16 protein-coding genes are annotated in these 24,303 nt (G+C 71.1%); 10 read left to right on the top strand and 6 right to left on the bottom strand.

Annotated features, from left to right (window positions below; translation table 11 throughout):
- The first annotated feature begins 29 nt into the window (after positions 1 to 29).
- The 6 genes from NR810_RS02510 (at position 30) to NR810_RS02485 (ending at position 10,587) form a co-directional block, all read left to right on the top strand.
- The gene (locus NR810_RS02510) at positions 30 to 440 is read left to right on the top strand and encodes an SET domain-containing protein (protein ID WP_257447153.1); all 411 of its coding nucleotides are present in this window, start codon (positions 30 to 32) and stop codon (positions 438 to 440) included.
- Between the two features lie 86 nt (positions 441 to 526).
- Positions 527 to 1,438 (top strand): DUF2135 domain-containing protein, encoded by a 912-nt coding sequence (locus NR810_RS02505; RefSeq protein WP_257447151.1) that lies wholly within the window; start codon positions 527 to 529, stop codon positions 1,436 to 1,438.
- Between the two features lie 15 nt (positions 1,439 to 1,453).
- Entirely contained in the window at positions 1,454 to 2,032 is a 579-nt protein-coding gene (locus NR810_RS02500; protein ID WP_257447149.1) for a DUF1175 domain-containing protein, read from the top strand.
- Positions 2,029 to 3,636, top strand: a complete 1,608-nt coding sequence (locus tag NR810_RS02495; RefSeq protein ID WP_257447147.1) for a hypothetical protein — start codon at positions 2,029 to 2,031, stop codon at positions 3,634 to 3,636. Before NR810_RS02500 ends, NR810_RS02495 begins: the two co-directional genes overlap by 4 nt.
- Positions 3,633 to 8,351 (top strand): alpha-2-macroglobulin family protein, encoded by a 4,719-nt coding sequence (locus NR810_RS02490; protein WP_257447145.1) that lies wholly within the window; start codon positions 3,633 to 3,635, stop codon positions 8,349 to 8,351. The genes NR810_RS02495 and NR810_RS02490 overlap by 4 nt, the downstream gene beginning before the upstream one ends.
- 7 nt (positions 8,352 to 8,358) lie before the next feature.
- Positions 8,359 to 10,587 carry a hypothetical protein gene (locus NR810_RS02485; protein WP_257447143.1) on the top strand — a complete coding sequence of 743 codons (2,229 nt, stop codon included), beginning with the start codon at positions 8,359 to 8,361 and terminating at the stop codon, positions 10,585 to 10,587.
- Between the two features lie 16 nt (positions 10,588 to 10,603).
- Here NR810_RS02485 and NR810_RS02480 read toward each other — a convergent pair whose 3' ends face one another.
- Together NR810_RS02480 and NR810_RS02475 are read right to left on the bottom strand one after the other, a co-directional pair.
- Positions 10,604 to 11,050 carry a hypothetical protein gene (locus NR810_RS02480; RefSeq protein WP_257447141.1) on the bottom strand — a complete coding sequence of 149 codons (447 nt, stop codon included), beginning with the start codon at positions 11,048 to 11,050 and terminating at the stop codon, positions 10,604 to 10,606.
- Positions 11,051 to 11,169: 119 nt separating this feature from the next.
- Complete coding sequence (locus tag NR810_RS02475; RefSeq protein ID WP_257447139.1) at positions 11,170 to 12,399, bottom strand: dipeptidase; 1,230 nt, start codon at positions 12,397 to 12,399, stop codon at positions 11,170 to 11,172.
- 95 nt (positions 12,400 to 12,494) lie between these two features.
- Here NR810_RS02475 and NR810_RS02470 point away from each other — a divergent pair, with 95 nt between their 5' ends.
- Complete coding sequence (locus NR810_RS02470; protein ID WP_257447137.1) at positions 12,495 to 14,141, top strand: DUF692 domain-containing protein; 1,647 nt, start codon at positions 12,495 to 12,497, stop codon at positions 14,139 to 14,141.
- Positions 14,142 to 14,144: 3 nt separating this feature from the next.
- Here NR810_RS02470 and NR810_RS02465 read toward each other — a convergent pair whose 3' ends face one another.
- Positions 14,145 to 15,047, bottom strand: a complete 903-nt coding sequence (locus tag NR810_RS02465) for a hypothetical protein (protein ID WP_257447135.1) — start codon at positions 15,045 to 15,047, stop codon at positions 14,145 to 14,147.
- Positions 15,048 to 15,421: 374 nt separating this feature from the next.
- On the opposite strand from NR810_RS02465, the gene udk reads away from it, so the two are divergent.
- A complete protein-coding gene (udk, locus tag NR810_RS02460) occupies positions 15,422 to 16,060 on the top strand; it encodes a uridine kinase (RefSeq protein ID WP_257447132.1) in 639 nt (212 codons plus the stop codon).
- A 32-nt stretch (positions 16,061 to 16,092) separates the two neighbouring features.
- Here the strand turns inward: udk and NR810_RS02455 are convergent, their stop codons facing one another.
- The gene (locus NR810_RS02455; protein WP_257447119.1) at positions 16,093 to 18,492 is read right to left on the bottom strand and encodes a hypothetical protein; all 2,400 of its coding nucleotides are present in this window, start codon (positions 18,490 to 18,492) and stop codon (positions 16,093 to 16,095) included.
- Positions 18,493 to 18,626: 134 nt separating this feature from the next.
- Positions 18,627 to 19,661, bottom strand: a complete 1,035-nt coding sequence (locus NR810_RS02450) for an alpha/beta fold hydrolase (protein ID WP_257447117.1) — start codon at positions 19,659 to 19,661, stop codon at positions 18,627 to 18,629.
- Positions 19,662 to 19,717: 56 nt separating this feature from the next.
- On the opposite strand from NR810_RS02450, the gene NR810_RS02445 reads away from it, so the two are divergent.
- On the top strand, positions 19,718 to 20,623 hold the full coding sequence (locus NR810_RS02445) for a hypothetical protein (RefSeq protein WP_257447114.1): 906 nt from the start codon (positions 19,718 to 19,720) through the stop codon (positions 20,621 to 20,623).
- A gap of 36 nt (positions 20,624 to 20,659) precedes the next feature.
- Positions 20,660 to 21,922, top strand: a complete 1,263-nt coding sequence (locus tag NR810_RS02440) for a metallophosphoesterase family protein (RefSeq protein WP_257447111.1) — start codon at positions 20,660 to 20,662, stop codon at positions 21,920 to 21,922.
- 141 nt (positions 21,923 to 22,063) lie between these two features.
- Here the strand turns inward: NR810_RS02440 and NR810_RS02435 are convergent, their stop codons facing one another.
- On the bottom strand, positions 22,064 to 24,250 hold the full coding sequence (locus tag NR810_RS02435) for a PQQ-binding-like beta-propeller repeat protein (protein WP_257447108.1): 2,187 nt from the start codon (positions 24,248 to 24,250) through the stop codon (positions 22,064 to 22,066).
- Positions 24,251 to 24,303 lie beyond the last annotated feature (53 nt).

The following is a 24,303-nucleotide window of genomic DNA, read 5'->3' as shown; positions in this document are numbered from 1 at the left end:
GGCATTCGCAACCCGGCAGCCGTCCTTCCATGAACAACCCCGAGATAGACACCCTCATCGCGGCCAACCAGTTCCACCCCAACGTCGAATGGCGACGTATCCCCGGCAAGGGGAGGGGAGTCTTCGCACGGCGATTCCTCCCCAAGGGGACCATCATCGAGTGGGCGCCGATCAGCCGCTTCCCGGCCACGGATCTCAAGCAGATGGACCACCGGGACTGCCAGGCGCTGCACCACGTGTTCACCTGGGGCCAGGAGCCCGGCCGCGAGAAGGCGTACGCATGGGGTCTGCTGGCGCTCTACAACCACTCGGACACGCCGAACGTCGAGCTCGTCGATGGACCGGTGCCAGAGACGGGCGCCGCGGTCGCCTTGAGGGACATCCAGCCCGGCGAGGAGCTCTGCTACGACTACGGCCATACGTGGTTCGAGCCGGCGTGAAGTAAGCGGCGGAGTGGCTTGAAAGCGCCGGCCATCTGCCGCAGGCTCGGGATCGTCCATCCACTTTCCGACAGGACGAGCCCTCGATGCTCCCCGTACTCCTGGCCGTGCTGCTCACGCAGGCCCCGGCGCCCACCGCCCCTTCCCGTCAGCAGGGTGTTCCCATCGGCCAGGGCAAGACGCTGCCCACCGTGCGCCTCACCGCGCCTTCCGGCGGCTGGACGGTGGACCGGATGCTGCTCGTCGAGGGCACCGTCAGCGACACCACCATCGACCCGGTGGTCATCTCCATCAACGGCGACCGCTACCTGATGCGCACCTTCAGCGGGCGCTTCAAGCGCAAGTTCCCCGCCGCCAGCGGCAAGAACGTCGTCACCGTCCTGGCCACCAACCAGGCCGGCACCGCCCGCGCCCAGGCCACCAGCTACGCGCAGATTCCTCCCGTCCCCCTCAAGGCCGTCCTCACCAGTGACACCGAGGGCGTCTACACCGATCTCCACATCTACGAGCCCACCCAGCAGAGCCTCTCCCAGGCCCCGGACGGCTCGGGCCAGGTGCTCGACCTGAAGAAGATGGCCCACGTCTACTGGGCCAACACCGAGAGCCCCAGCGGCGGCACCTTCTTCCTCAACGAGCAGGGCGGCGACTTCGACGACCCCGCCTACGGGCCCTATCTCTACGTCCACCGCGCTCCCCCCAAGGGCCTCTACCTCATCGCCACCAACTACTGGCCCAGCGGTGACAAGGCCCACACCGTGGCCACCCTCAACGTCGTCCTCTACGGCGGCACGCCCCAGGAGATGCGGCGCATGGTGCGCATCCCCCTGGCCACGCCCGGCACCACGCGCGTGCTCGCCTGGGTGAACGTGCTCGGCGATGGCAAGGCGGAGATCTACGTGCCCTCGCAGGACCCGGCCCCCAAGGCCCCCGAGTGGCCTCGCAACCTGGACGAGGCCGTCAAGACGCTCACCAGCGGCGGCGTGGACTCGGAGTACTGAGGCTTCCCCGACGCCATGCCCGTGCTGCTCCTGCTCCTGTCGCTCCAGGCGGCCTCGCCCGCGCCCGAGTCCCTCGACGCGCTGCTGCGGCGCGAGGTGGCCCACGTGGTGCTCGCGCAGGTGCGCCGGATGGATCCCCAGTGGAACCCCGCCCAGCGCGACTGCGCCGGCCTGGTGCGCTTCGCCTTCCGCGCCGCGTACCGGCGCCTCCACCCCAGGCGGCTCGACTCGCCCCTGTGGCGCGACGACAAGGGCCAGCCCGGTGACTTCGCCGACGCCGAGACGCTCCTCACGCACAGCTTCGCGCCGCTCGGCCGCGACGAGGCCACGCGCGAGTCGCTGCGCACCGGAGACCTCGTCGCCTTCCGGCAGGAGCGGGACTCGGGCCCCCTCTTCCACCTGATGCTCGTGGTGCGCCCGGAGGACAAGGCGCATGCCCCCACGCGCGTCGTCTACCACCCGGGCGACAAGGGGGCTCCGGTTCGCACCGGCATCCTCCAGTCGCTCGTCACCGAGGCGCCCCTGGAGTGGCGCCCGGTACCCCAGAACACCGCCTTCCTCGGCTTCTTCCGCTTCAAGGAGTGGATGCGATGAACCCTCCCTCGTCTCCGCCGGGCGCTCCGCCCCCGGCACCGCCTCCCCGGGGCGGACCTCCCCGGGCCGTCCTCGTGGGCGTGGGCGTCGCCGCGCTCGTCGCGGTGGCCGCAGGTGCCTATGTCATCGGCCGTCGCTCCGGTCCCTCGACGGGCCCCGGCGCCAGCGGCCCCACCGCGTCCAGCGGGACGGGCTCCTCCACGGGCTCCGTCCTCCAGGCGCTGCCTCCCGCGCCCGACAAGCCGGTGAAGATGGAGGTGCCCTCCGAGCCCGTCGCCCCCGCCTTCTGGGTGGACGTCTACTCGCCGGGCAAGGTGCGCGAGGCGCTCACCGGCAACGCGTGGCTGAAGGACGAGCTCCAGAAGCCGCTCGGCAAGGGCTTCGTGGGCGGCTGGGCCGCGTTCCTCGACACCCGGGGCGAGGATCTGGGCGCCTCCTTCAAGGGCGCCGTGTTCGACGTCATGGCCGGGCAGCTGCTGGCCGCGCCGTTCCGCGTGGTGTGGTTCTCCGGTGAGACCCGCGCGGGCACTCCCGCCATCATCGTCCCCGAGCCCGGCAACGCCGCCGTGGCCGCCTTCGAGTCGATGCACAACGTGGTCCGCCGGGCCGAGATGACGGCCGACGCGTGCCCGGGTGAAGAGGGTGAGGTGCCCTCGGAGGGCTTCCGGTTGGAGCGCTGGCTCGTGGCCGAGCAGGGGTTGTGGGTCGCGCGCACGGACAACCGGATGGTGTTCGCCCGGCACCCGGCGGTGGTGCTCCAGGGCCTGTGCGAGCCGCACCTGCGTCTCGAGGCGCCGCAGGACGTGGACATGGAGCTGGGCTTCGCTCCCGAGTCGCTCGGCCGCGAGGTGCAGCTGCTCACGCACGTGGTGGGTGTGGCCAACGGCATCCGGCTGCAGTTCGCCGTCGAGGGCAACCGGCTGGTGGGCCGTGGCATCTCCGGGCCCGTCGCGGATGAGCCCCGGTTGGACAGCGCGCCGTTCTCCGAGTCGCTGCTGAAGCTCGTCCCCGAGGAGACACCGGTGCTGCTCGCGCTCCAGCTCAAGCTGCCCGAGAAGTTGGATACGAACACCCTCAAGGCCTTCTGGTCCGGCAAGGGTGGCGTGGGGGCGCTGCGCACGCGTCAGGTGGCGATGATGTGGACGCCCCGGGGTGATGCGAACCTGCCCTCCGAGGTGGCCCTGCTGTGGGGCCAGCCCGAGGACGCCGAGGCGCTCGCGCAGCTCTTCTCCGGGCCCAACAAGATGGAGACCGCGACGCTGTGCGGCCACCACGTGCTGGCCTCGACGCCGGACGTGCTCGCGCGGGTGCGCCGGGCCTGCGAGGGCCAGGGCCCCAACATGCTCAACGCGGCCGCGCCGGTGGTGCAGGGGCTGCGCGCGCAGGGCTCGGTGTCCTTCGGCGTCCACACCGGACGGCTGCTCGGGACGCTGATGACGGATGGTTATTGGTCGCAGCTCCAGACGGATTCGCAGAAGCCGCGGCCGAAGGCGGCCCCGCCGGAGATCGAGTCCGCGCGGCGTGAATTGGAGACGCTGCCGTACATCGGCCTGCGCGGCACGGTGGATGGCAACAAGCTGGTTCCGGGAGGGTTCGGGTCATGAGGTTCTCCGCTCGCATCGCGGTACTGGCCGCGCTGGTGTCCGCCAGCGTGGCGGCGGCCAAGCCGCTCTACATCACCGTTCCCCGTGCCTACGGCAGCGACGAGCCCGTGGCCGTGGACGTGGCCTTCGAGACCAAGGGGCCCGTCGAGCTGCGGGTCCTCAAGCCCTCGGACGTCGACTTCTTCATCCGCGCGCAGGGAGAGATCCGGCGCGCCTATCAGCAGCCCCCCACCCTGGCGAACCCCGGCAACGCGCTCAGCCGCGGCCTCAACGCCGCGCACTCGCCGGGCTCGTTCCTGCTGTTCGCCCTCAACGAGGACTTCCGCAAGGCCGTGGCGCCGGGATTGCCCTCGCGTCCGCCCCCGCCTCCGGGCCGCCCGCTGGCCCGCGTGTCCGAGGGCCCCGAGAAGCTCGTGGGCGTGCCCGTCGGCTTCTCCGTGGTGCGCAGCCAGTGGCTGAACCTGGATCTCGGTGGCTCCGATCGCGAGTTCAGCGTCCCGGGCTTCGACACCTCCTATTACTCGAGCGGCTACGAGGAGCGCCGCGTGACGCTCCCGCCGCTGCCCGCCGGCATGTACATCCTCCAGCTCGTCCAGGGCCGCGTGGAGGGGCAGGTGGTGCTCGTCGTCACCGACCTGACCGTGCAGCTCAAGCAGACGGATGGGCAGGTGCTGGTGCGCGTGGCGGGGAGGGATCAGAAGCCTCGTTCGGGCGCGCAGGTGCAGGTGTATCTGCCCTCGGGGAAGGGGCCGGCCGGCACCACGGATGACAAGGGCGAGGTGACGCTGGCCGTCCAGGAGCCGCGCATCATCGCCACGGCCACGGTGGGCGGGGACACCGCCATCGTGGACACGGACTTCTACTCGTCGCTGGCGGTGGCGCCCGACGTGTTCATCTACAGCGACAGGCCCATCTACAAGCCGGGCGACGAGGTGAGGTTCCGCGGCGTGGTACGCCAGCCGGACAGCTTCCTCGCGCGCCTCTTCACGCCGCGGCGGCGCGAGGTGGCGGTGAAGCTCGTCTCGGCCGAGGGCCGCGAGGTGCAGACGCGCGCGCGGGTGGACGAGTTCGGCAGCTTCAATGGCACCATGTCGGTGCCGGAGGACCTGGGCACCGGCGTGCTGCGCGTGATGGCCGAGTTGGACTCGCGGCCGCACCAGGGCGAGGCGCGCGTGCAGGACTACGTGAAGCCCACCTTCTACCTGGAGCTGCAACCGGAGAAGGAGACGGTGGTGCCGGGCGAGACGGTGCGGGCCACGGTGCGGGCGCGCCGGTACGCGGGTGGAGTGCCCGCGGGCGCGAAGTACGAGGTGTTCCTCTACCGCACGCTGCTGGACGCTCCGGCCTGGGTGGATGACGCGGGGATGGGCGGGCAGGGGAGCGCGGTGACGTACGGCTCGGCCTCCACCACGGAGGGCAGGCTGAGCGTCCCCGAGCGCCTGTTCTCCACGGTGGCCCAGCGCGGAGTGGAGGAGGATCCCTGGGCGAGCGCCGCGACCTTCGACGCCAATGGCGAGGCGGAGATCGAGATTCCGGTGCCCGCGCTCAAGCCGGGCGAGGATCGCCTGCCGTACCGCTACACGCTCACCGTGCGCGCGCGGGATGACCAGGAGACGTTCGCCAACGCGAGCGCCGCCTTCTTCCTGTCCAAGGTGGAGGTGCTGGGGACCACGCGCTACTCGGCGGCGGTGGTGAAGAAGGGCTCCGAGGCGACGTTGAACATCCGCGCCACCACGCTGGGCGGCAAGCCCTACGGCGCCACGCCGGGTGAGGTGGAGTTCGTGCTCCGCAAGGCCGATGGCACGGAGAAGAGCCTGGGCAAGCGGAGCTTCACCACGGGCGCCGATGGCGTGCACCGCGAGAAGGTGCCCACCTCGGACGCGGGCGCGGTGCTGGCCCGTGTCACGGTGAAGGACAAGGGCGGACAGGCCTGGACGGGCGAGGACCAGACGCTCGTCATCGGCGACGCCGACGAGCCGGTGGCCCGGGTGCCCAACCTGACGCTGGCGTCGCTCTCCGGCACGCTGACGCCGGGGGATTCGGCGCAGCTCGTGGCGCTGCTCCCGGACAGCTGGGGCCCGGGTGGCGCGGATGCGGGCCCGGTGTGGGTGACGCTCTCGGGCGCGGGGGTGTACGGCACGCAGCTGGTGGAGCTGAAGGGCCGCACGCTGGTGCACTCCTTCGAGGTGGAGAAGCGCTTCGGCAGCGCGGTGTATGCGTCGGTGGCGTACCCGACGGCCGCGGGCCGCTGGGAGGAGCGCATGGTGGGCTTCCGCATCATCCCCGCCGAGCGCACCCTCACCGTGACGCTTCAGCCGCGGCGCGCCGAGGCCACGCCGCTCACCGAGCAGGTCATCGACGTCCGGGTGACGAACCACGAGGGCCAGGGCGTGGTGGCGCAGCTCTCGGTGGGCGTGGTGGACAAGGCCGTCTACGCCATCCAGAACGAGTTCCGCCCCAAGGTGCTGGACTTCTTCTACCCGCCGGGCCGCGACAACGTGGCCACCTTCTTCTCCTCCGAGTTCCAGGGCTACGGCTATGGCGAGGTGCTCGCGCGGAAGATGGCGGGGCTGCCGGATCATGCCTTCGCCTCCATCAAGCCGCCCACGCGGCAGGCGAAGGATCTGGAGCGCGACACCGCGTACTGGAGCCCCAATGTGGTGACGGACCGGGACGGCCGGGCCACGGTGCGCTTCAAGCTGCCGGCCAACCAGACGCTCTGGGTGGTGACGGGCGTGGCGGCGGACACCTCGGGCCGCTTCGGCGAGTCCACGGCCGAGTTCGCCACGCGCGGCGGGCTCAACCTGTACGCGGCGCTGCCGCAGTTCCTCCGCCAGGGAGACGAGGCGCTCGCGTCGGTGCGCCTGTCGGCCGGTGCGGCGGCCAAGGGAAGCCAGGTGCTGGACGTGCGGCTCGCGGCGGCGGGGGTGCTCGAGTCCGCCGAGGCGAAGCAGAAGGTGGAGCTGGGGCAGGGCGGCGAGCAGGTGCTGCCCATCACGCTGAAGGCCCAGCGCTCCGGCCCGGCCGAGCTGGCGGTGGAGGTGCTGGGGGGCAAGGAGCCGCTGCGGGACAGGCGCACGGTGGCGGTGCGGCCGGCGGTGCTGGCGGATCCGGTGAAGGTGTCGCAGTGGGGCGGCGGCGAGCTGTCCCTGCCCGCGGCCCCGAGCGCGGCCCTCTCCGACGTGGAGCTGGTGCTGCAGCCGTCGCTGGTGGACGCGGCGCTCTCCAACGTGCGCGAGCTGCTGACGTACCCGTACGGGTGCCTGGAGCAGCTCGTGTCCACCACGGTGCCCAACGTGGCGCTGTACCAGACGCTGAAGAAGTCGGGCTCGCTGGAGTCGCTCGACACGGACAGCCAGGGCCTGCTGGCCGAGGCGCGCAGCCGCGCGGTGCAGGGCACGGCCCGCATCCTGGAGATGTCCGTGAAGGGCGGCGGCTTCACCTGGTTCAGCGGCTACAGCGCGGCGGACGTGCCCATGACGCTGATCGCCCTGGACGGGCTGGCGTACGCGGTGGAGGCGGGGCTGGTGGACCGCAACGATCCGCGCATCACCGAGAGCATGCGCTGGCTGGAGGCCCAGGGGGAGATGCCCTTCGAGTGGGATGCCACGCGGGCCTATGTGCTGGCGCGGCTGGACGGCGAGCGGCAGGCGGCCCGGGTGCGCGCGTTGGTGGAGCGGGCCTCGCCCGGGGACCTGTACCCGCTGGCGCTGTCGGTGCTGGCCGCGGAGAGGGCCGGGGTGATGAAGGAGGCCGCGCTCAAGGGCCGCATCGACGAGCTGGTGGCGCAGAGCAACGAGGGCTTCGTCACGCTGGCCAACATGCCCGCGCCGAGCGAGGCGATGTGGCGCTATCCGCTGCGCCGGGTGGGCCTCACCGCCATCCTGGGTCACGCGGCGTCCTTCGGGAAGATGGACGTGAGCAAGGCGCGCCGGCGGTTGTTGGAGGCGCTGACCGAGCCGGGGCTGTCCACCTTCGATCGGAGCACGGCGCTGCTGCACTCGATGTGGCTCATCGAGCGCGACGCGAAGGAGTTCCGCAAGCTGGCGCCGCCGGAGGTGAAGGGCGCGAAGGGCCAGGTGCGCTTCTCGCCGCGAGGCATGGGCCTGGTGGCCACGCTGGAGCCGGGGACCCGCGCGGTGGACGTGGGCGGCTTCGATGGCGTGGCGACGCTGCGGGCCGTCGCGGCCACGCCGCTGGCGGACGTGAAGCCCGTGGAGCAGGGCATGAGCCTGCAACGCGCCTACTACGTGCTGCGCGAGGGCGGCCGGGTGCGGCTCAACGCGGGCGACAGTATCAGCCAGGGCGAGGAGGTGTACGTGGAGCTGACGTTGGACGCGCGCGGGGAGAACCGGGCGCGCTCGGCGTACTACGTGCTGGAGGACGCGGTGCCGGCGGGCTTCGTGCCGCTGGTGGAGGACAAGGAGTTCCGCGGTCCGCCGCACTCGCTGCCGCTGGCTCCCGAGGCCCTCAAGCGGCGCTCGCTGAGCCCCGAGCGCGCCACGTTCTTCTTCGAGGAGCCCACGTGGTGGAGCGACAGTCCGCGCACGGTGGGCTACGTGATGCGGGCGCAGTTCGCGGGCACCTTCTCCGCGCCGCCGGCCTTCATCGAGGACATGTACGTGACGAGCATCCGGGGCCGCACGGGCGCGGACGTGCTGAAGGTGGCGCCGTCCCAGCGCACCTCGGGCGACGTCGGCCAGAGCGAGTGGTGAGGCCGTGATGGGGTGGGCCGCCGTGACGGTCGCCATGCTGGCGGCCACCCCCGTCTTCCTCACCAGGGGAGACGTGACGCCGGAGTCGCAGCTGCGCTCCGAGGCCGAGGCCGCGTGGAAGGCGCTGGAGGCGCGCTACGTGGCCGAGGCCGGTGGTGTGCCTGGCCGGGCACCGGGAAACATCTCCCTGCAACGCGGCGAGGCGATGCTGCCCTCGCGCAACGGGCAGGGCCGGCCAGGCGTGGTGGAGCTGCGGCAGGGCTCGCCCGGGGTGTTGGATGCGCGGCTGCTCGTGGCGCTCCGGCACGAGCTGGCGCACCAGTTGCTGTGGTGGGCGTGTCCGGCCTCGGCGGAGGACCGGCTGTTCCACGAGGCATTCTCGCTCGCGGTGAGCGGCGAGCTGGCCGAGTGGAGGGATGCGCCCTACCAGTCGCTGGCGAACGCCTCGGTGGAGCTGGCGCGCAATCCGGATGTGGATACGCCGCGGGCCCGCCGGGCGCTGGCGCGCGTGCTGAACGAGGACGCGGGCTTTCCGAAGGCCCTCACGCGCCGGTTGAGGCAGTGCCAGGACGGGGCGCGCTGGGCGGTGCCGCTGTCCGTGGACGAACTGGTGGGCGTGTCGGTGGAGGCGGCGGCCAGCGCGACGGTGGTGCTCAGCCGCCACTCGGGCGAGGTGCTGTTCGCCGAGGGCGACATCCAGCGGGCCATGCCGTACGGCTCGACGTTGAAGCCCTTCGTGGTGGCGGGGAGCGTCGTGCCACCACCGGTGCTCTCCGTGCGAAGAGAAGTCGCGGAGTGGGCCTGTGGCGAGCGGTTGCCCGGGAAGGTGGACGTGAGGACGGCGCTGTTGCGCTCGTGCAACGGGTACTTCCTGGACTGGGAGGAGCAGGGGAGCGCGCCGAAGGGCTTCGGTTCCTGGGGCGCGGTGCTGACCGCGGTGGGCCTGTCCAGCCAGCCCCTGGACATGGCGGACGCCATCGGGCTGCGCGCCACGCTGCGCCTCTCGCCCTGGGGCCTGGCCCAGGCGTACCGGCTGCTGGCCGAGGCGAGGCCCGACCTGATGGCGGTGCTGGCCGACAACGTCGCGCGCGGGACGCTGTCGGAGCTGCCGGCGTCGAAGGACTACGCGGGCATGGCGACGAAGACGGGTACGGTGCGGGACGCGGACAGCCGGCCGAGGCTCGGGTGGATCGTCGCGGTGGACGAGGATCTGGTGGCGGTGGTGGTGAGGCCGGGGAGGATGCCGCGCGCCTTCGCGGACGAGGTGCCCGCGGTGCTGGCGAAGGTCCGGAAGAAGCGGAGCGGGCTGGAGGCCGCGCGGGTGCAGGTGCTGGGGCTGGTGCCGCCGGAGAGCCTCGAGGCGCGGTGCCAGGGAGCCGGCTTCTCCCTGGAAGGAGGCACCCCGCGAACCATCCTCGAGGGCTTCACGAAGTTGGCGCCGCTCGTGTCGAAGGGTGCGGCGGTGTGCCTGGGGAGCCCCTGGCGGGTGCGCTTCCCCGACGCGCCGGCCGGCCGCGACTACGCCGGCATCTTCACGGAGTCCCGTCCGCCGCCCTACACGCCGCCCGCCGGAGTCCCCATCGGCCCGAATGCCCTCAAGGCGCGGCGGGGCTCGGACTTCGTCTTCCGCACCACGCGCCTGCAATACACGGCGGGAGTCGTGGCGGCGGAGGACGCATCACTCCAGGGTGAGGCGAGGGTGGCGCTCGCGCGCGTGGCGGCGCACAACGAGCGGCACGCGGGCAGCAGGCACCCGGGCCGTCCGGTCTGCGATACGACGCACTGCCAGGCCTTCCTCGGAACCGTGCGCGTGCGGCCCGAGGAGGAGCGGGCGCTCCAGGCAGCTCCGCTCCGCTGGCGCGAGTGGCTGCTGTTCTCCCGAGGAGGACAGGAGCCGTGGCGCGAGTCTCGCCCGCGCTCGCGGGTGGAGTCCCTGTTGGGGCGTGGGGTGACATCCGTACGCTTCGCGGACGGCCGCGTGCACTACGTGCGCACGAAGCGCGAGGACGGCGCGGTGTTCGATGCCGCCGAGTCCCAACCCTGCGAGGTGTTGCGCTCCGCGCTGAAGCTGCCCTCCTGCCCACGCACCGCCGTCTTCGAGGACGGGCAGGTCTCGTTCGAGGGGCGGGGCGAGGGGCACGGAGAGGGGCTCGACGTGGAGGCGGCGAAGTCGAGTGGCCTCGGCGCCGAGCGCATCCTCGACCAGGCCTATGGCCGTGGTGGGGAGGGCGGGTAGCGCTCCTCTTGGGCGCTCACTCCCGTGGTTTCGGCTTGAACGTGCCGGGCTTGGACTCCACGGCCTGGCGCACGGCCTGCTCGAAGTCCTCGCGGCTCTTGTACAGGGAGATGCCGCCCAGCTTGAGGCTGGCCATCGACACGCCCATCCGGACCACCTTCGAGCCGAACAGCACGCCGAGCGAGTTGATCCGGGGCGCGAGCGGCACGGCGCGATCCGTCATCAGCGTGCGCGCCTCGGTCGCGTAGAGCTCCATGCCCTCCCAGTCGTGGAAGATGTCCATCTTGGGTTGGGAGGCGACCAGCCCCTCGATGGTCACCATGGCGAGGTGGGCGAGGTGGGCGTCGTACATCGCGCCCTGGAACTTCGTCACGATGACGTGAGGCGCGGGTGTCCAGAGCTGCTGCTCCCCGTTCGGGGTGGTCCAGGTCCTGGTTCCATTCACGACCGAGTGAGCGAGCATGGCGGGCCAGTTAGGGCAGCCGATCCCTGGAAGCAAGCAGCGCTTCCCGGCTGGCGATGTACACCGGGGTGGGGAGGGACCCGGCGATCATATGCCACACCGTGTCATGGGTCTTTTCCTCAATCGGGGAAGAGGTCGTCCCGTGGCGGAGAAAGTTTCCGGGCCGACTGACGGACCCCGGGGTCTGAGCGGACCTCGACTGCTTCGAGCAGACGCAGCACCCGTTCTCCCGAGCTGTCGAGGTTGTCGCGCGTGATGCCACGGGCCTCCAGCGCGGCGAACAGCGCGGGCAGATCTCCCGCGTGGCGCATGCCGCGCGCGCAGGCGCCTCCCGGGCTGGCGCGGAGGATGACGCTGCTGAAGTCGCTGCCGAGCATGACGGCCTCGGGGCTCGTGTGCCGGACGTAGTGGAGCCAGTGCGCGACGTCGTCATCACAGGTCCCCGGCTGGAAGCCCTCCCAGCGCTCGGTGAGGGGGACCTCCTGGAATGGAGAGCGGAAGAGTCCGATTCCGATCAGTCCTCCGCTCCGGCCGATCCGCTGGGCGAGCGGCGTGCTCAGGCAGCGCGTCTCGGCCCATCCCGCTCCGGTGTGTGAGTAGAGGATCGGCACGCCCGCGGGCTCGGTGATGGCGAGCACGTCCTCGATCGCCTTGTCGCTGGCGTGGGCCACGTCGATGAGGATGCCGAGCTGGATCATCCTCCGGACCGCTTCCACTCCGAGCGGCGTGAGACCGCCCTCCCGCCCATTGGTGAGGCCTCCCACCAGCGGGCCGAACTGGTCATCCGCGGCGTCCGCCAGCGGGTTGTCGAAGAAATGCACGAGGGTGATGGACCTCGCTCCCGCCGCGTGAAGCAGATCCACGTCCTCCACGCGCCGGATGCCCTCACCGCCCTCGATGGCGGGAACCAGCACCAGCTGCCCGCGCGCGAGCTCCCGCCGTGCCTCCTCGGCGCTGTGCGCCAGCACGAAGTCCGGGCTCCTCCGGGCGAAGGCCTCCAGCTCCTCGAGCTGGTGGAGCGCCTCGCCCAGCGCGCTCCGGCCGGGACGGGTGGCCGGAGGCGGCCAGACCGTCGCGAGGATCAACCGCACTCCCGCCCGCCGCAGCGCCGCCGGATCCACCTGGTTGACGAGGCGCTCCGCGTGCGAGCCCGCCAGCACTCCATCTCCCGGCTCTCCCTGGAAGAAGGGCCGGAGTGCTTCGCGCATGGTCACGTGCACGTGGAGATCGGCCCTGATCACCTGGGGTGGCACCTCGGGGGGTGGTGCTTCCGGTACCTGCTGGATGCCGGCGCATCCCAGGCTTCCCATCAACGCCAGCAGACAGCTCCACGTACCACGTGCGGTCATCTCGTCACCCCGGCCGCGAGCATGCCGGAGGGCCGGGAAGATTGCCGCATTCGGGCACTGAGAATGGCCCGTGCAGGCTGTAGGGTTGATGCCCCATGAGCCTTCCTGACGCGGCAGCCTGGCAGCTCCCCTGGCGGGGGTTGGGCCTCAGCAGCAACCTCGACGCGGCGGATCAGCCGCATCCCTACCGGTTGCTCGCCGAGTCGCCCGGCCTCTTCGACTTCGTGGAGTACAGCGCCCCCCTGTCGCTCGACGAGACGCGGGCGCAGGCCTCGCTCTTCCCCCAGATGTGGGAGCGCCGCCAGGACGTGCCGGTGCTCTTCCACCCCGTGCACCTCAACCTCTACGGCCCCGAGCTGGAGCCCGGCAAGGTGCTCGCGGACCTGGACGCGCACGCGCGCGCCGTGGGCAGCGCCTGGGTGGGCAACGACATCGGCTGGTGGCACTCGGGAGGACAGCCGTTCCCGGGCTACCTCTACTTCACGCCGCCCTTCACCGAGGCCGGTGTCCGCGACTCCGTGGCGCACGCGCTCCACGTCCAGTCCCACCTGTCCGTCCCGCTCGCGCTGGAGAACCCCGCCGCCTTCGCGAAGCGCGGTGAGCTGCACGTGCTCGACTTCATGGCCCGCGTGCACGCGCGCACCGGTCTGCCGATGCTGCTCGATCTGGGGCACCTGCTCAGCTACCAGCTCGCCGCTCGACTGCCCCTGGAGGCGGGACTCGACGGCTTCCCGCTCGACAAGGTCATCGAGATCCACATCGCCGGTGGCGTCATCACCCGCCGGGGCGGGCGGGGCTACTACGTGGACGACCACACCCAGCCCGTGCGCGAGGAGCTCTTCGGCCTGCTGGAGTCGCTGCTGCCGCGCTGCCCCTCGCTGCGCGCCGTCACCTTCGAGGGAGACGGGCACCCGCTCGAGGTGGCCCTCCTCACGCTGCGCCGCCTGCGAAAGCTGGTGCCCTCGGCGCCCCGGCCTCCGCTCGCGCTCACCCCGGTGACGGAGCCCGCGCCGGCCTTCACGGGGGAGAGCCAGCCCTGGTCCCTCTACGAGACCGGCTATGGCGCGAAGCCGGAGACCGGAGGGGACACGGAGGGGGCTCGCGCGGAGACGGACTTCCGGCTCGCGGTGGTGGCCGAGACGCTCGATCGCGACTGGCCCATCTCCCGGTTGCTGCTCGCGGGCACGCGGGACGATCTGCGCGCCTTCACCGCCTCCCGGGAGTTCCGCGAGCTCTTCGAGGGCCTGGGCCGCTCGCCGGGGCACGCCTTCGCGGCCTGGACGCGGCGCCGCCTACGCGAGCACCCGGACGAGGGCGTGGCGGCGGCGGTCTCCTTCGAGACCTTCCTGCCCAACGTCTTCATGATGCGCCCCCTCGCCGCGCCCGCTCCGGGGCAGGTGGGGCTGGCCGAGGACGTGCGCGTGGGCACCTTCCCCGCGGATCTCACCGAGCTCGTCTTCGCCGCGAAGTCCCTGCGCCGTCACCTCACGGGGAGGGCCTGGGCGTGCGAGGTGCTGGACGTGAGCGGCCTGGAGGCGCTCGCGCAGGTGGCCCGGCGTCCGGCTCCGGGCCCGTGGAGCTTCGTCGTGCGGCGCAGGGGGAGGGGACCCGAGGTGTTGACGGTGCCCCCGTCGTTGCTGGAGGTGTTGCGCTCGCTCGCGCGGGCTCCCCAGCCGGTGGAGGCCGTGCCCTCCGCGCTGCTGGCGGAGGGGCTCGCTCGCGGCCTGCTGCGGCGCGGGTGAGGCTCAGGGGCAGGGGCCGCAATCCCTGCCGCAGTTGTCATACGACTCGCCCGTTCCACACGACTCGGTGCGCTGACAGACGCCGTCTCCGCAGGTGTAGATGTCCCTGCGGAGCATCCGCGTCGTGATGGTCGGCCAGGTGATGCCGCCGTAGGTGCACGACACGTAGAACCTCCGCGAGGCATCCAGGGTGCAGAACCTCGAGCAGTCCGCCTCCACGCGGACCATCGGGGGGCACTCCTGGCTCACCAGGTTGCTCCGGGTGGAGAGGGCGCAGGCGCGCGCGGTGCTCTCCCGGTCGTTGAGCGGGCGCCCGTCATTGCCGACGTAGATGGACTCCTGGGTGAAGAGGTTGCCGAAGAAGCAGGCCTCCTTCTCCGAGAACAGCAGCAGCTCCGCGGTGGAGACGGGGATGGGCACGCCCGTGGCGCTCAGCCCCTGCACGGAGATGGGGATGTTGATTCCGTACTTGTTGGCGTGGGCCGCCAGGCACGCGGAGACGATCCGCTGCTCGGTGACGGTGACGGGCGAGCCGTTGCTCCAGTCCGGCGCGAGTCCCAGCTTCCCCGTCCAGACATAGATCTCGCCCGTATGGGTATTCGTGTAGGTGCGCCGCACCCCGGCCGGCACGGCGCAGAGGACGACGTACTTCATCACCAGGTCGTTGAGCTCCGGGTTCGTCCGGAACCAGGAATCGAACTCGGGGGAGGACAGGCCCTCCAGGGACAGGCCGTTGAGCGAGAGCCCGTTGAGCGACAGGCCGTTGAGTGAAAGCCCGTTGAGCGACAGGCCATTGTTGGTGTCCATCTCCTGGGCCTGTTCCCGCGAGGCCAGGGGCTCGAGCGACCCTTCCGCCGGACCACAGGCGCTCACCGCCGCCAGCAGGAGCGCGGTGCTCGGGAGCACCCACCCCCAGGTCCCCTTTCCAGATCCAGCCTCGAGACGACGAGAAACCTCGACAGAGCCGGTATTCATGTCTGCCCCCAACGAGAGAGGTGAAGGCCGGGCGCGCCTGTGGGGGGCACGGACCGGGGAGCCTCGATGGCGGGCAGTCGAAGAAGCTTTGCTCCGAGTGAAGTTTAACTTTGCCACTGGAACCGAGAAACCTGACTCATCCACCCGGGTCGGTTCGAGTTCTGAGACTGACAGTGGAATCGTGAACTACCGGATGGAGGAGGGAAGCCCGTCGAGCACCAGACCCTTGGAGGAGAGAGCACCCGTTCTGTCGGGTTTTCGACGGAGCCTTGCGCCCGCCCCTCCCTCTAGGGTAGTTCGCGCCCATGTCGTCACCCCTCGTCGTTGGCATCGCCGGTGGTACCGCTTCCGGCAAGACGACGGTCGCCCGGAAGGTCCGCGACGCACTCGCCGACTGCCGCGTGGCCTTCATCGACCAGGACTCGTACTACCGGGACCTGGAAGACATGACGCTCGCCGAGCGCCGGGAGGTCAACTTCGACCACCCGGACGCCTTCGACACGGACCTGATGGTGGAGCATCTGCGCGAGCTCAAGGCGGGCCGGCCCATCCAGAAGCCCGTCTACGACTTCGTCGCGTCCACGCGTCAGAAGAATCAAACGGTGCGCGTGGACCCCGGGGACATGATCCTCATCGAGGGCATCCTCGTGCTCCACATGAAGGCGCTGCGCGACGAGATGAACGTGCGCATCTACGTGGACACCGACGACGACCTGCGCATCATCCGGCGCCTGGAGCGCGACATCCACGAGCGCGGGTACGACTTCGACCGCGTGGTGGGCCAGTACCTGCGCCACGTGCGCCCCATGCACAAGGGCTTCGTCGAGCCCTCCAAGCACCACGCCGACATCATCGTCCCCCAGGGCGGCAACAACGACATCGGCATCGGGATGATCGTGGGAGCGCTGCGCGGCCGGCTGCTGCATCCCCCCCCGCCCCGGTGACGGACGGGAAGGGGTGATCGCGGCCGCGGGCCTCAGGGGCCCGTGAGCCGCCGCCCCTGGATGCGGGTGTTCATCACGTCCTCTTCCGTCACGAACTCCGTGTAGAACACCGCCGTGCGTCCGGCGCCGTTGGAGACGGCGACGGGCTCGTACTCGGGCGCGTCGTGCCGGGCGATGGGCCGGCCTCCGGGGTCTCGCACCGTGCCGTCGGGCCGGATGCGCGCGCTGTACAGGTCCACGGGCTCGTTCTCGGGAATGGACTGCCCCTTCTCCTCCCACACCAGCCAATGGTTCGAGCCATCGAAGGCGGCGGTGGGCCGCGTCCGGGGCGTTTCACCCTCGGCGACGGTGAGGGGCACGGCGTCCAGGACGGCACCGCCGCCGCTCACGCGGGCCGCGGAGATCCGCGTGCCGGCCATGAACGGACCCTCCGCCCAGGCCACCAGCACGTTCGTCCCGTCGAAGGAGAGGGCGGGCGGCGCGTCGAAGGACGGGCCCGGGCCGATGAGGAAGCCCGGCGAGTCGAGCACCGTGCCGCTCTCCGACACGCGCGCGCCGCGGATGCTCGTCTCCGTCTCGAGCTTCGTGAAGTCGAAGTGCACCCAGGTGACGAGGTAGTGGCCCCCGGCGTGGATGACCGAGGGCGTCTGCTCGGTGAGGAGGGTGCCCGCGATGAGGAAGCCGCCGGGATCCAACACCACGCCCGCGGAGCTGACGCGGGTGCCGTAGAGGTCGGAGACATCGCCGAACACGCCGCTGCTCCGCCCGTCCTCCCAGACCACGAGGAAGCCATCCCCGGAGGAGGCCACGGCGGGAGTGATCTCCGAGTCCTCCAGCACGGCGATGGGCAGGCTGACGGCGTCCAGCAGCACGCCGGCGCTGCTCACCCGTGCGCCGCGAACGTCCCGGCGGTCGTCCGTGCCGTCCTCGTCCCAGACCACCAGGAAGGACGCTCCGTCGAAGGCCACCGACGTGTTGCGCGAATCGGGCCTGGCGGGCAGCACGATGGGCGGGCCGAGGGCGCGGCCATCGGTGCGCACGCGCGTGGCCAGCAGGCGCACGGGCTCGTTGGCACGTGCCTCCCGCCAGACGACCAGGTAGTGACCGGCGCCATACGCGGAGGCGGCCTCCTTCTGCGCCGTGGCCGAGCGCGTGAACAGGAGGGGCGGCGAGTCCAGAACCGTCGTGTCGTGCCTCACCCGGGTGCCGAGGATGTGGTTGTTCGGGTCGTAGGGATCGGCGCCCTCGGCCTGGGCGCTGTACGTGACGAAGTAGTGGCGGCCGTTCGAGGCCACCGCCGGTTCGCTCGCCCGAGGGAAGCCCTCGAAGGAGGGAAGGGTGAAGCCCGTTGGATCCAACACCTCGCCAGCATCCGAGACGCGAGCGCCACGGGCGCGGAGCACCTCCTCGAGGTTGTCGCCCCAGACGACGAGCGATTCACCGTCGCCGTGAGCCAGGCGCGGGGCGGTCTGCGCCCCGGGATGGTCGGTGATGGGAAAGCCCGTGGTCTCGATCGCCTTCAGGTCGCTCCGCAGCCGGGCGCCGTAGATGTCCCGCGTCTCGCCGCGATCGTCCTCCCAGACGACGAGGAAGTTCCTCCCGGTCCAGATCACATCGGGGAGGGCCTGTTCACCTGCGGCCGCGATGAGGGTCACGCCTCTGTCGTCCAACACCGTGCCGTCCTTGCGCACGCGGTTGCCGTAGATGTTCCCCTCGTCGCCGTCCCGCTCATCGCTCCAGACGACCAGGAACTGTCTGCCGTCCCAGGCCACGGCGGGATCGAACGCATCGTTGTACCCGGGGGAGAGCGAGCTCCGGCCGAGCACCTTGCCCTTGGAGTCGATGCGCGCGGCGGCGACGACGTTCTCGTCATCCCCGGAGACGGTGTAGGCCACGAGGCACAGCTTCTTCGTGCAGGCGATGCCGGGGGGCCCGCCGATCTCGTCGCTGTAGCTGATGACGAAGGAATCGCGCACGTCGCCGTCGCCCTCCACGTGGGTGCCCATGAGGCCGTCCCCACTCACCCAGACGACCACGAACCGGGTGCCGTCATGGGCCACGCGAGGCCGGCCACCATCCAGGCCGGTTCCGAGGTTGAGCGGGATGCCCGCCGGATCGAGAACGCGGCCATTGGGCTTCACGCGCGCGCCGAAGACATCTCCGGTGCGCGAGTCCTCCCAGACGACCAGGTACACGTCTCCATCGAAGGCCACGGAGAGCCCCATGAATCCCGAGGCCTGCGCCTCCAGGGCGGGCCGGGTCACGTCGAAGGGGCTGGAGACACCGGAGAGCCCGGCCTCCGTGGTGAGCAGCTCCCCCACGTCCGGTGCTTCTGCTTCCTCCGGCATCGGCCCACACGCGAACGCCAGCGTCCCGAGCAATGCCGCGCCCCAACGGACCAGCCACGCGGCTCTTCCCCTGTGTTGCTCCATGTACGCCCTCCTGCCGAGTGGGGCGCAACCTCATGTTCGCCCGCCACGCGCGCAATCCGCCCCGAGGGGTGGGCCTGCATCCGGCCGCGCACGGACGGGACAGGGCGCGTCCGGCGTCGGACAGGGGAGAGGGTTCAGCTCCGGCGGCGCAGGAAGTCCCTCATCGGGCCCTGCAGGCGTCTGGCCTGGGTGAGCAGGCTCGCGTGATCGCACGGCTCGGGCAGCTCGTGGTAGTGCGCCCGGATGCCGGCGGCGGTGAGCAGGTGGTACGTGTCCCGGACGCGCGACGGCGGAGCCAGCGCGTCCTGCGCCGCGGCGACCAGCAGGACGGGCGCTCGCACCTTCGCCAGGCTGTCCGAGACGTCTCCTCCCACGTAGGCCGTGCACAACAGCGCCCAGGTGTTCGCGTCGAACGTCTCCGCGAAGGCGTCCGCGTCGGCCTCCAGGACCCGCTCGGCGGCGGCCGGCTCCGAGTACGCCGCGGCGAGCGCCCGGGTTCCATTCACCAGCCGCAGGTACTCCAGGCGCAGCTTGCGCAGCGTCTTCCTCGGGCCCTCGCCCGGTGCGTACTGGCCCTCGCGGAAGTCCGGATCCGCGCGCAACAGGTGGCGCGTGAAGCCGAGCCGCTCGCGCAGCGTCTCCGGCAGGGTCCTCGCGGCGCCCAGCACCACCACCGACGCCATCAGCTCCGGGAAGAGCGCCGCCAGTTGCAGGGCCACCAGCCCGCCGAGCCCCACGCCCACCAGCGTCCGCGCGCGCTCCACCTTCATCCCGCGCAGCGTCGCGGCCACGGCGCGCGCCATGTCCGTCACCGTCATCGTCGGCATCGCCGCGCCGTAGGCCCTGCCCACGCGGGTGTCCACCGTCACCGGCGAGGTCGAACCGAAGGGGCTACCGAGCAGGTTGGGCACCACCACGTGCATCGCGGAGGTGTCCAGCGGCCGGCCCTCGCCCACGAGCTCCGTGCCCCAGCCCGAGGGCTGGTAGGCCGAGTCCTCGACCGGCCCCAGCGCCCGGTGCGAGTGGGAGAGGTCGTGCAGCAGCACGGCAACATTGTCGTCCGAGCGCTCTCCGTAGGCGGACCAGGCGATCTGGGCCCCGCCCAGCAGGCCGCCCTCCTCTAGAGGAAGTGCAACCGGTAACGAGTAGCTGCCGGTGGTCTGGTACACGCGAGGGAGGTCTCATATCACTACGGCCGTCATTCCCGAGAGAGGAGTAGCTCCGCGTGAAGCGTTATTTCGGACTCATCGTGCTCATCGCCGGCGTGCTGATCGCCGCCGTGGTGACGTACCGCAGCGCCAGTGCCCGTGCGACCGAGGCTCAACGCGAGGCGGACTTCACCCGCATCCAGAAGGACTACCTGGAGCGCGTGGGCTGGATCCGCACCAACCCCGATGAGGCGTCCTACCGGCAGGAGATCTCCCCCTTCTTCAAGACGTACTTCGAGCAGATCTCCGCGCACCAGAACCGCTACAAGCTGAGCAAGGAGTTCGACGCGTACCTGGGCGAGCTGGAGAAGCGTGGCGACAAGGACGAGCGGGCCCAGGACAAGAAGGCCTTCTATGAGTACACGCGCAAGGTCTTCGACCAGATGCGCGAGGGCAACTACAAGCCGCAGTGGACGGCCACGGACAAGGGGATGCGCCTGGACGTGGTCTCCTCGGACGTGGTGCAGGTGCTCGGCAAGCCGCAGGTGCGCCTGCAGCTGGCGCTCTGGGGCGCCCAGCGTGAGGAGCGCCAGGACGGCAAGATGAAGAAGATGGTGACCAGCGCCTCCTTCAAGACCCAGTGGAAGCTCACGGACGAGCGGGGGAAGCTGATTGGCGAGATGAACGCGGATGATCCCTCGATGAAGGTGGACTTCCCCGAGCGCTTCATCGCCGAGTTCCCCCCGCAGATGGTGCTGGGCCACTACGACATCGATCTCATCCCCAACGAGGTGAAGAAGATGGAGATCACCTTCAACGTGAGCTCGCGTTCGACGTCGGGCGGGGATGCGGCGGCCACCTACGTGTGGAAGCTGGACGTGCCCACCGACTGGCGGCTGGGCGCGGGCGAGAAGTGGGAGGGGGCCGAGGTGACCGAGCGCTCCGAGGAGGAGATCGATCCCTCGAAGGCCGAGAAGAAGTAGTCCGCGGGAGGGCGGACCTGCCGTTACCCTTGGCGCATGACGACGAAGACCCCACGGGGAACGAGCAGGTCCGACCACCCGGTCGCGTACCTCACGGACGTGGAGGGGATCTGGGAGAAGCTGACCAGCTTCTGCCAGGACAACCCCCACGTGTCGCTCGAAGGGGAGCGGTTGGTGGTGCGGCCGGGCTCGACGTTCGTCTTCGGCGGGGATGCCATCGACCGGGGTCCGGATGGGCGCCGGGTGGTGCGGACGCTCCTGGAGGCCTGGCGCCAGCAGCCGTCACAGGTGGTGCTGCTGGCGGGCAACCGGGACATCAACAAGCTGCGCCTGGTGCGCGAGCTGAGGGGTCATCCCCTGGCGCGGACCCCCGCGGAGATGCGCGAGGCCCCACGGCCCGTGCTCCTGCGGTGGATCTTCGAGAACACCATGGGAGCACGCGGGGCCTTCGAGTTCCGCCAGGAAGAGCTGGAGCGCTCCGGCGGGCCGGTAAGTGAAGAGGACGTGGTGGACAGCTTCCTCGAGGATCTCGGTCCCGGGGGGCTGCTGCGCGACTACCTCACCGCCTGTCAGCTGGTGCACCGCATCGGCAACACGCTCTTCGTTCACGGTGGTGTGCACGAGGACAGTCTGGGCGTGGTGCCGGCGCGAGGCCGGGTGGAGGGCGTGGACGCCTGGGGAGAGGCCCTCAACGGCTGGTACCGCGAGCAGCTCCAGGCTTTCGCCGAGGGGCGCTTCGAGCCGGGCGGTACTCCTGCCTGGGAGCCGGTCATCGCCTACCAGGCGCCCACGCCGGGAAAGCGGATCAATACCGCCAGCGTGGTGTACGGGCGCATGGCCGATGAGGTCAACCATCCCGGCCTGCCCTCACGGGCCCTCATCGAGACGCTGGCGCGCTCGGGCATCCATCGGCTGGTGGTGGGCCACACCCCGAGCGGGGATTGCCCCTCGGTGCTCCGCGAGGAGGACTTCGAGCTCATCCTCGCGGACAACTCCTACGGCCGGGTGGAGGGGGCCTCACGGGTCTTCCTCCGCGAGGACAGCGTGTACGTGGAAGGCCGGGCGAAGCTGGACGACGGACGGCTGGAGCAGGTGGGTTTCCAACTCGCGCTTGGAGACACCTCCAGTCCCATCGGCCGGCAGCTGCGCGACACCGGGCAGCTGGTGAAGGGGCCTCTGGAGAGCGGGGACTGGCTGCTGTTCCGCGCGTTGCCGAAGTACAGCATGGAGCAGCTCTCGGTGGCCCCGAGTGCCCTCACGGGGCGGGGACTGGGTCCCGCGCGGGCACACAGCGATTGAACCGTTGGGGAGTTCTTGCCTCGCCAGGCATATCCGCCGTTCATGGTCCTCTCCCGGGGGTGAAGGAGTGGGGAGGAGAGGGCGCGCGGAGGCTCAACGCGCGGCCCTTCCGCTCGAGGTTTCCATCCCCTCGTACCGGGTTCAATTCTCCACCACCGCGAAGTGCGACACGAGCTTGTACGCGGAGATCGTCCCGAGCTCGTCCAGGAAGTAGAGGTTGAGCTGGGCGTCGGCCTGCAGCGCCATCAGCCCCGCTCCGGCCCGCACCTCCGCGAGCACGTTGCCGCTGTCCGGATCCACCGCGCGTACGCGCTCGCCCGCCACCAGCACGACGCCTCGTGAGAGTACGGGCGGCAGCGCCCGGGAGAGCTGCTCGCCCGCCGCGCCCAGGCGCCACTCCACTTCTCCCTCCTCGGTCAGCCGTGCCGCCGCGCCCAGCGCCGACGTCACCAGCACTCCGCCCGGCAGCCGCGCCAGCGCGAACGGCCCTGGTCCCATGTGCAGTGCCCGCTGCCACCGCGTCTGCCCCGTCGCGTCGAGGCACAGCAGCACGCCTTCGCCCTCGAGCTCTCCGGCCACGTACAGCCGCTTTCCGCTCGGCAGCGGCGCCGAGGGCAGGGAGAGCGACATCTCGTACGTCCAGGCCGCCTCGCCGGTATGCGCGTCCGCCAGCAGCAGGGCGAAGTGCGAGCCCTGTCCCAGCATGGCCACGAAGCGCCGGCCCCAGGGCACCGGCGGGCCCAGGAAGGGCAGGGACGCGCTCACCCGGAAGCGCACCTGTCCATCCGCCAGATCCAACCCGTACAGGTACCCCGAGTCCGTCGCCAGCAGCGCGCGGTGGGCCTGGATTCCCAGGTGGCTGCGCCGCGTGCGCGGAGGCGCCAGGCGCCACATCTCCCGGCCCGTCATCTCGTTGTAGGCCAGGGCGACCCGATCATCCGACAGCGTGAGCAGCAGCCCGTCCTGCCGCAGCAGTACCGGGCCGATGCGCATGCCGTCGTGGTCGTGCAGCCAGCGCGCGCCGATTCCCTTTCCCTGGAAGCCGCAGATGCGCACGGCGCTCGCCCCGAGGCTGTAGCCGTCCGTCGAGGCCGCCACGCCATGGGTCGCCGCCCGCCGCCACAGCTGCTTGCCTCCCTTGCGATCGAAGGCGCATGCCATCCGCGGCGACGAGTACACCAGCCCCTGGCGCCCCAGCATCAGCCGCCCCTGGTCCGCGTCCGACAGCTTGCGTTGCTCCCACAGGTTCTGGAAGCGCAGGCGGCGCAGGCGCCCCGGCACCTTCAGTGGGCGGGTGGCCCCCGGAGACGTCACCGTCCGCGCCAGCGCCGCACCGCTCTCCTCGGGAGGCTGCACCGCTCCGCGCAGGTGCGAGAGTCCCTCCTGGCAGCGATCCCTCAGCTCCACCAGGTACGGGTTGCTCGACAGGGCCCGCTCCCGCTCGGACAGCGCCACCGCCAGGGCCTGCCCCAGGTGGTACATCGCCGCCACCAGGGCCTCTCCCGACAACGCGAAGGTGGCTCCTCCCAGCCGGGCCTGTCCCGTCTTCAGGTCCAACGTCAGCTCCGGCCGGAGGCCCGCGGGCTCGAAGGCGAAGCGCGGCTCGCCCAGCTCCACCGCCCGGGCCAGGTCCGCCGCCTGCCGCGCCAGCTCCAACGCGGTGAGGAAGGGCGGCCCCAGTGCCCGCCACGCCACCGGGCGCTCCGGCAGCGTCAGCCACACCTCTCCCGGGCACAGCAGCGAGGCCAGCGCCGGGCCCTTCTCCCTCGCCGAGCGCCGCAGCACGTCATCCGGGTCGTCCAGCGCGAAGCCGAAGCCGGGCAGGGTAGGGGGGGCCACACGCCGGGTGAAGGGCTGGGGCTTCAGCTCCTCCGGGGGGTGGAACGCCCCCTCCAGCTGCCCCAGCGCCCGCTCCAGCCCCTGCTCGTGGGCCTTGGTCAGCCTCCGGGGGGCCACCCGCCGGAGCTCCCCCAGGAAGTCCTGGCCGCACTCCCGGGCCGCCTCGGCCAGCTCCTCCGCGTCCACCCGCAACGGCGGCCGCAGCAGCCGGGCCGGCCGCGACAGGCTCGCCACCTGTAGCTCGATGTCCGCTCCTGAACGTCGCAGCACCAGCTCCAGGTGCGCCTCCGCCAGCGACACCTGCGCGAGCCTCCGGCCTCCCGCGTACAGCGCGGCCACGGCCTCCACCAGCGCCGGGACCGTCTCCGCGAGCGATTCCTCGACCGCGCCCGGCAGCAGATTCACCCCGTCAAGCTCGAGCGCGACGGAATCGTGCGGCGGGTCCGCGGGTTCGCGCTTCCACCGATGTCCGATGCGAAAGCGGATCATCCCTTCCCCATTCGTTGACAAGCCAGAATAGCGATGGCTAGCATCCGCCGCCT

The organism is Archangium lipolyticum (assembly GCF_024623785.1).
GTDB lineage: Bacteria > Myxococcota > Myxococcia > Myxococcales > Myxococcaceae > Archangium > Archangium lipolyticum.
This window is presented reverse-complemented; position numbering and strand designations above follow the sequence as displayed.

What these genes read in the sequence shown, in the direction of transcription:
- NR810_RS02510 (WP_257447153.1), top strand. Translation starts at nt 30, where the DNA reads ATGAACAACCCCGAGATAGACACCCTCATCGCGGCCAACCAGTTCCAC.
- NR810_RS02505 (WP_257447151.1), top strand. Translation starts at nt 527, where the DNA reads ATGCTCCCCGTACTCCTGGCCGTGCTGCTCACGCAGGCCCCGGCGCCC.
- NR810_RS02500 (WP_257447149.1), top strand. Translation starts at nt 1,454, where the DNA reads ATGCCCGTGCTGCTCCTGCTCCTGTCGCTCCAGGCGGCCTCGCCCGCG.
- NR810_RS02495 (WP_257447147.1), top strand. Translation starts at nt 2,029, where the DNA reads ATGAACCCTCCCTCGTCTCCGCCGGGCGCTCCGCCCCCGGCACCGCCT.
- NR810_RS02490 (WP_257447145.1), top strand. Translation starts at nt 3,633, where the DNA reads ATGAGGTTCTCCGCTCGCATCGCGGTACTGGCCGCGCTGGTGTCCGCC.
- NR810_RS02485 (WP_257447143.1), top strand. Translation starts at nt 8,359, where the DNA reads ATGGGGTGGGCCGCCGTGACGGTCGCCATGCTGGCGGCCACCCCCGTC.
- NR810_RS02480 (WP_257447141.1), bottom strand. Translation starts at nt 11,050, where the DNA reads ATGCTCGCTCACTCGGTCGTGAATGGAACCAGGACCTGGACCACCCCG.
- NR810_RS02475 (WP_257447139.1), bottom strand. Translation starts at nt 12,399, where the DNA reads ATGACCGCACGTGGTACGTGGAGCTGTCTGCTGGCGTTGATGGGAAGC.
- NR810_RS02470 (WP_257447137.1), top strand. Translation starts at nt 12,495, where the DNA reads ATGAGCCTTCCTGACGCGGCAGCCTGGCAGCTCCCCTGGCGGGGGTTG.
- udk (WP_257447132.1), top strand. Translation starts at nt 15,422, where the DNA reads ATGTCGTCACCCCTCGTCGTTGGCATCGCCGGTGGTACCGCTTCCGGC.
- NR810_RS02455 (WP_257447119.1), bottom strand. Translation starts at nt 18,492, where the DNA reads ATGGAGCAACACAGGGGAAGAGCCGCGTGGCTGGTCCGTTGGGGCGCG.
- NR810_RS02440 (WP_257447111.1), top strand. Translation starts at nt 20,660, where the DNA reads ATGACGACGAAGACCCCACGGGGAACGAGCAGGTCCGACCACCCGGTC.
- NR810_RS02435 (WP_257447108.1), bottom strand. Translation starts at nt 24,250, where the DNA reads ATGATCCGCTTTCGCATCGGACATCGGTGGAAGCGCGAACCCGCGGAC.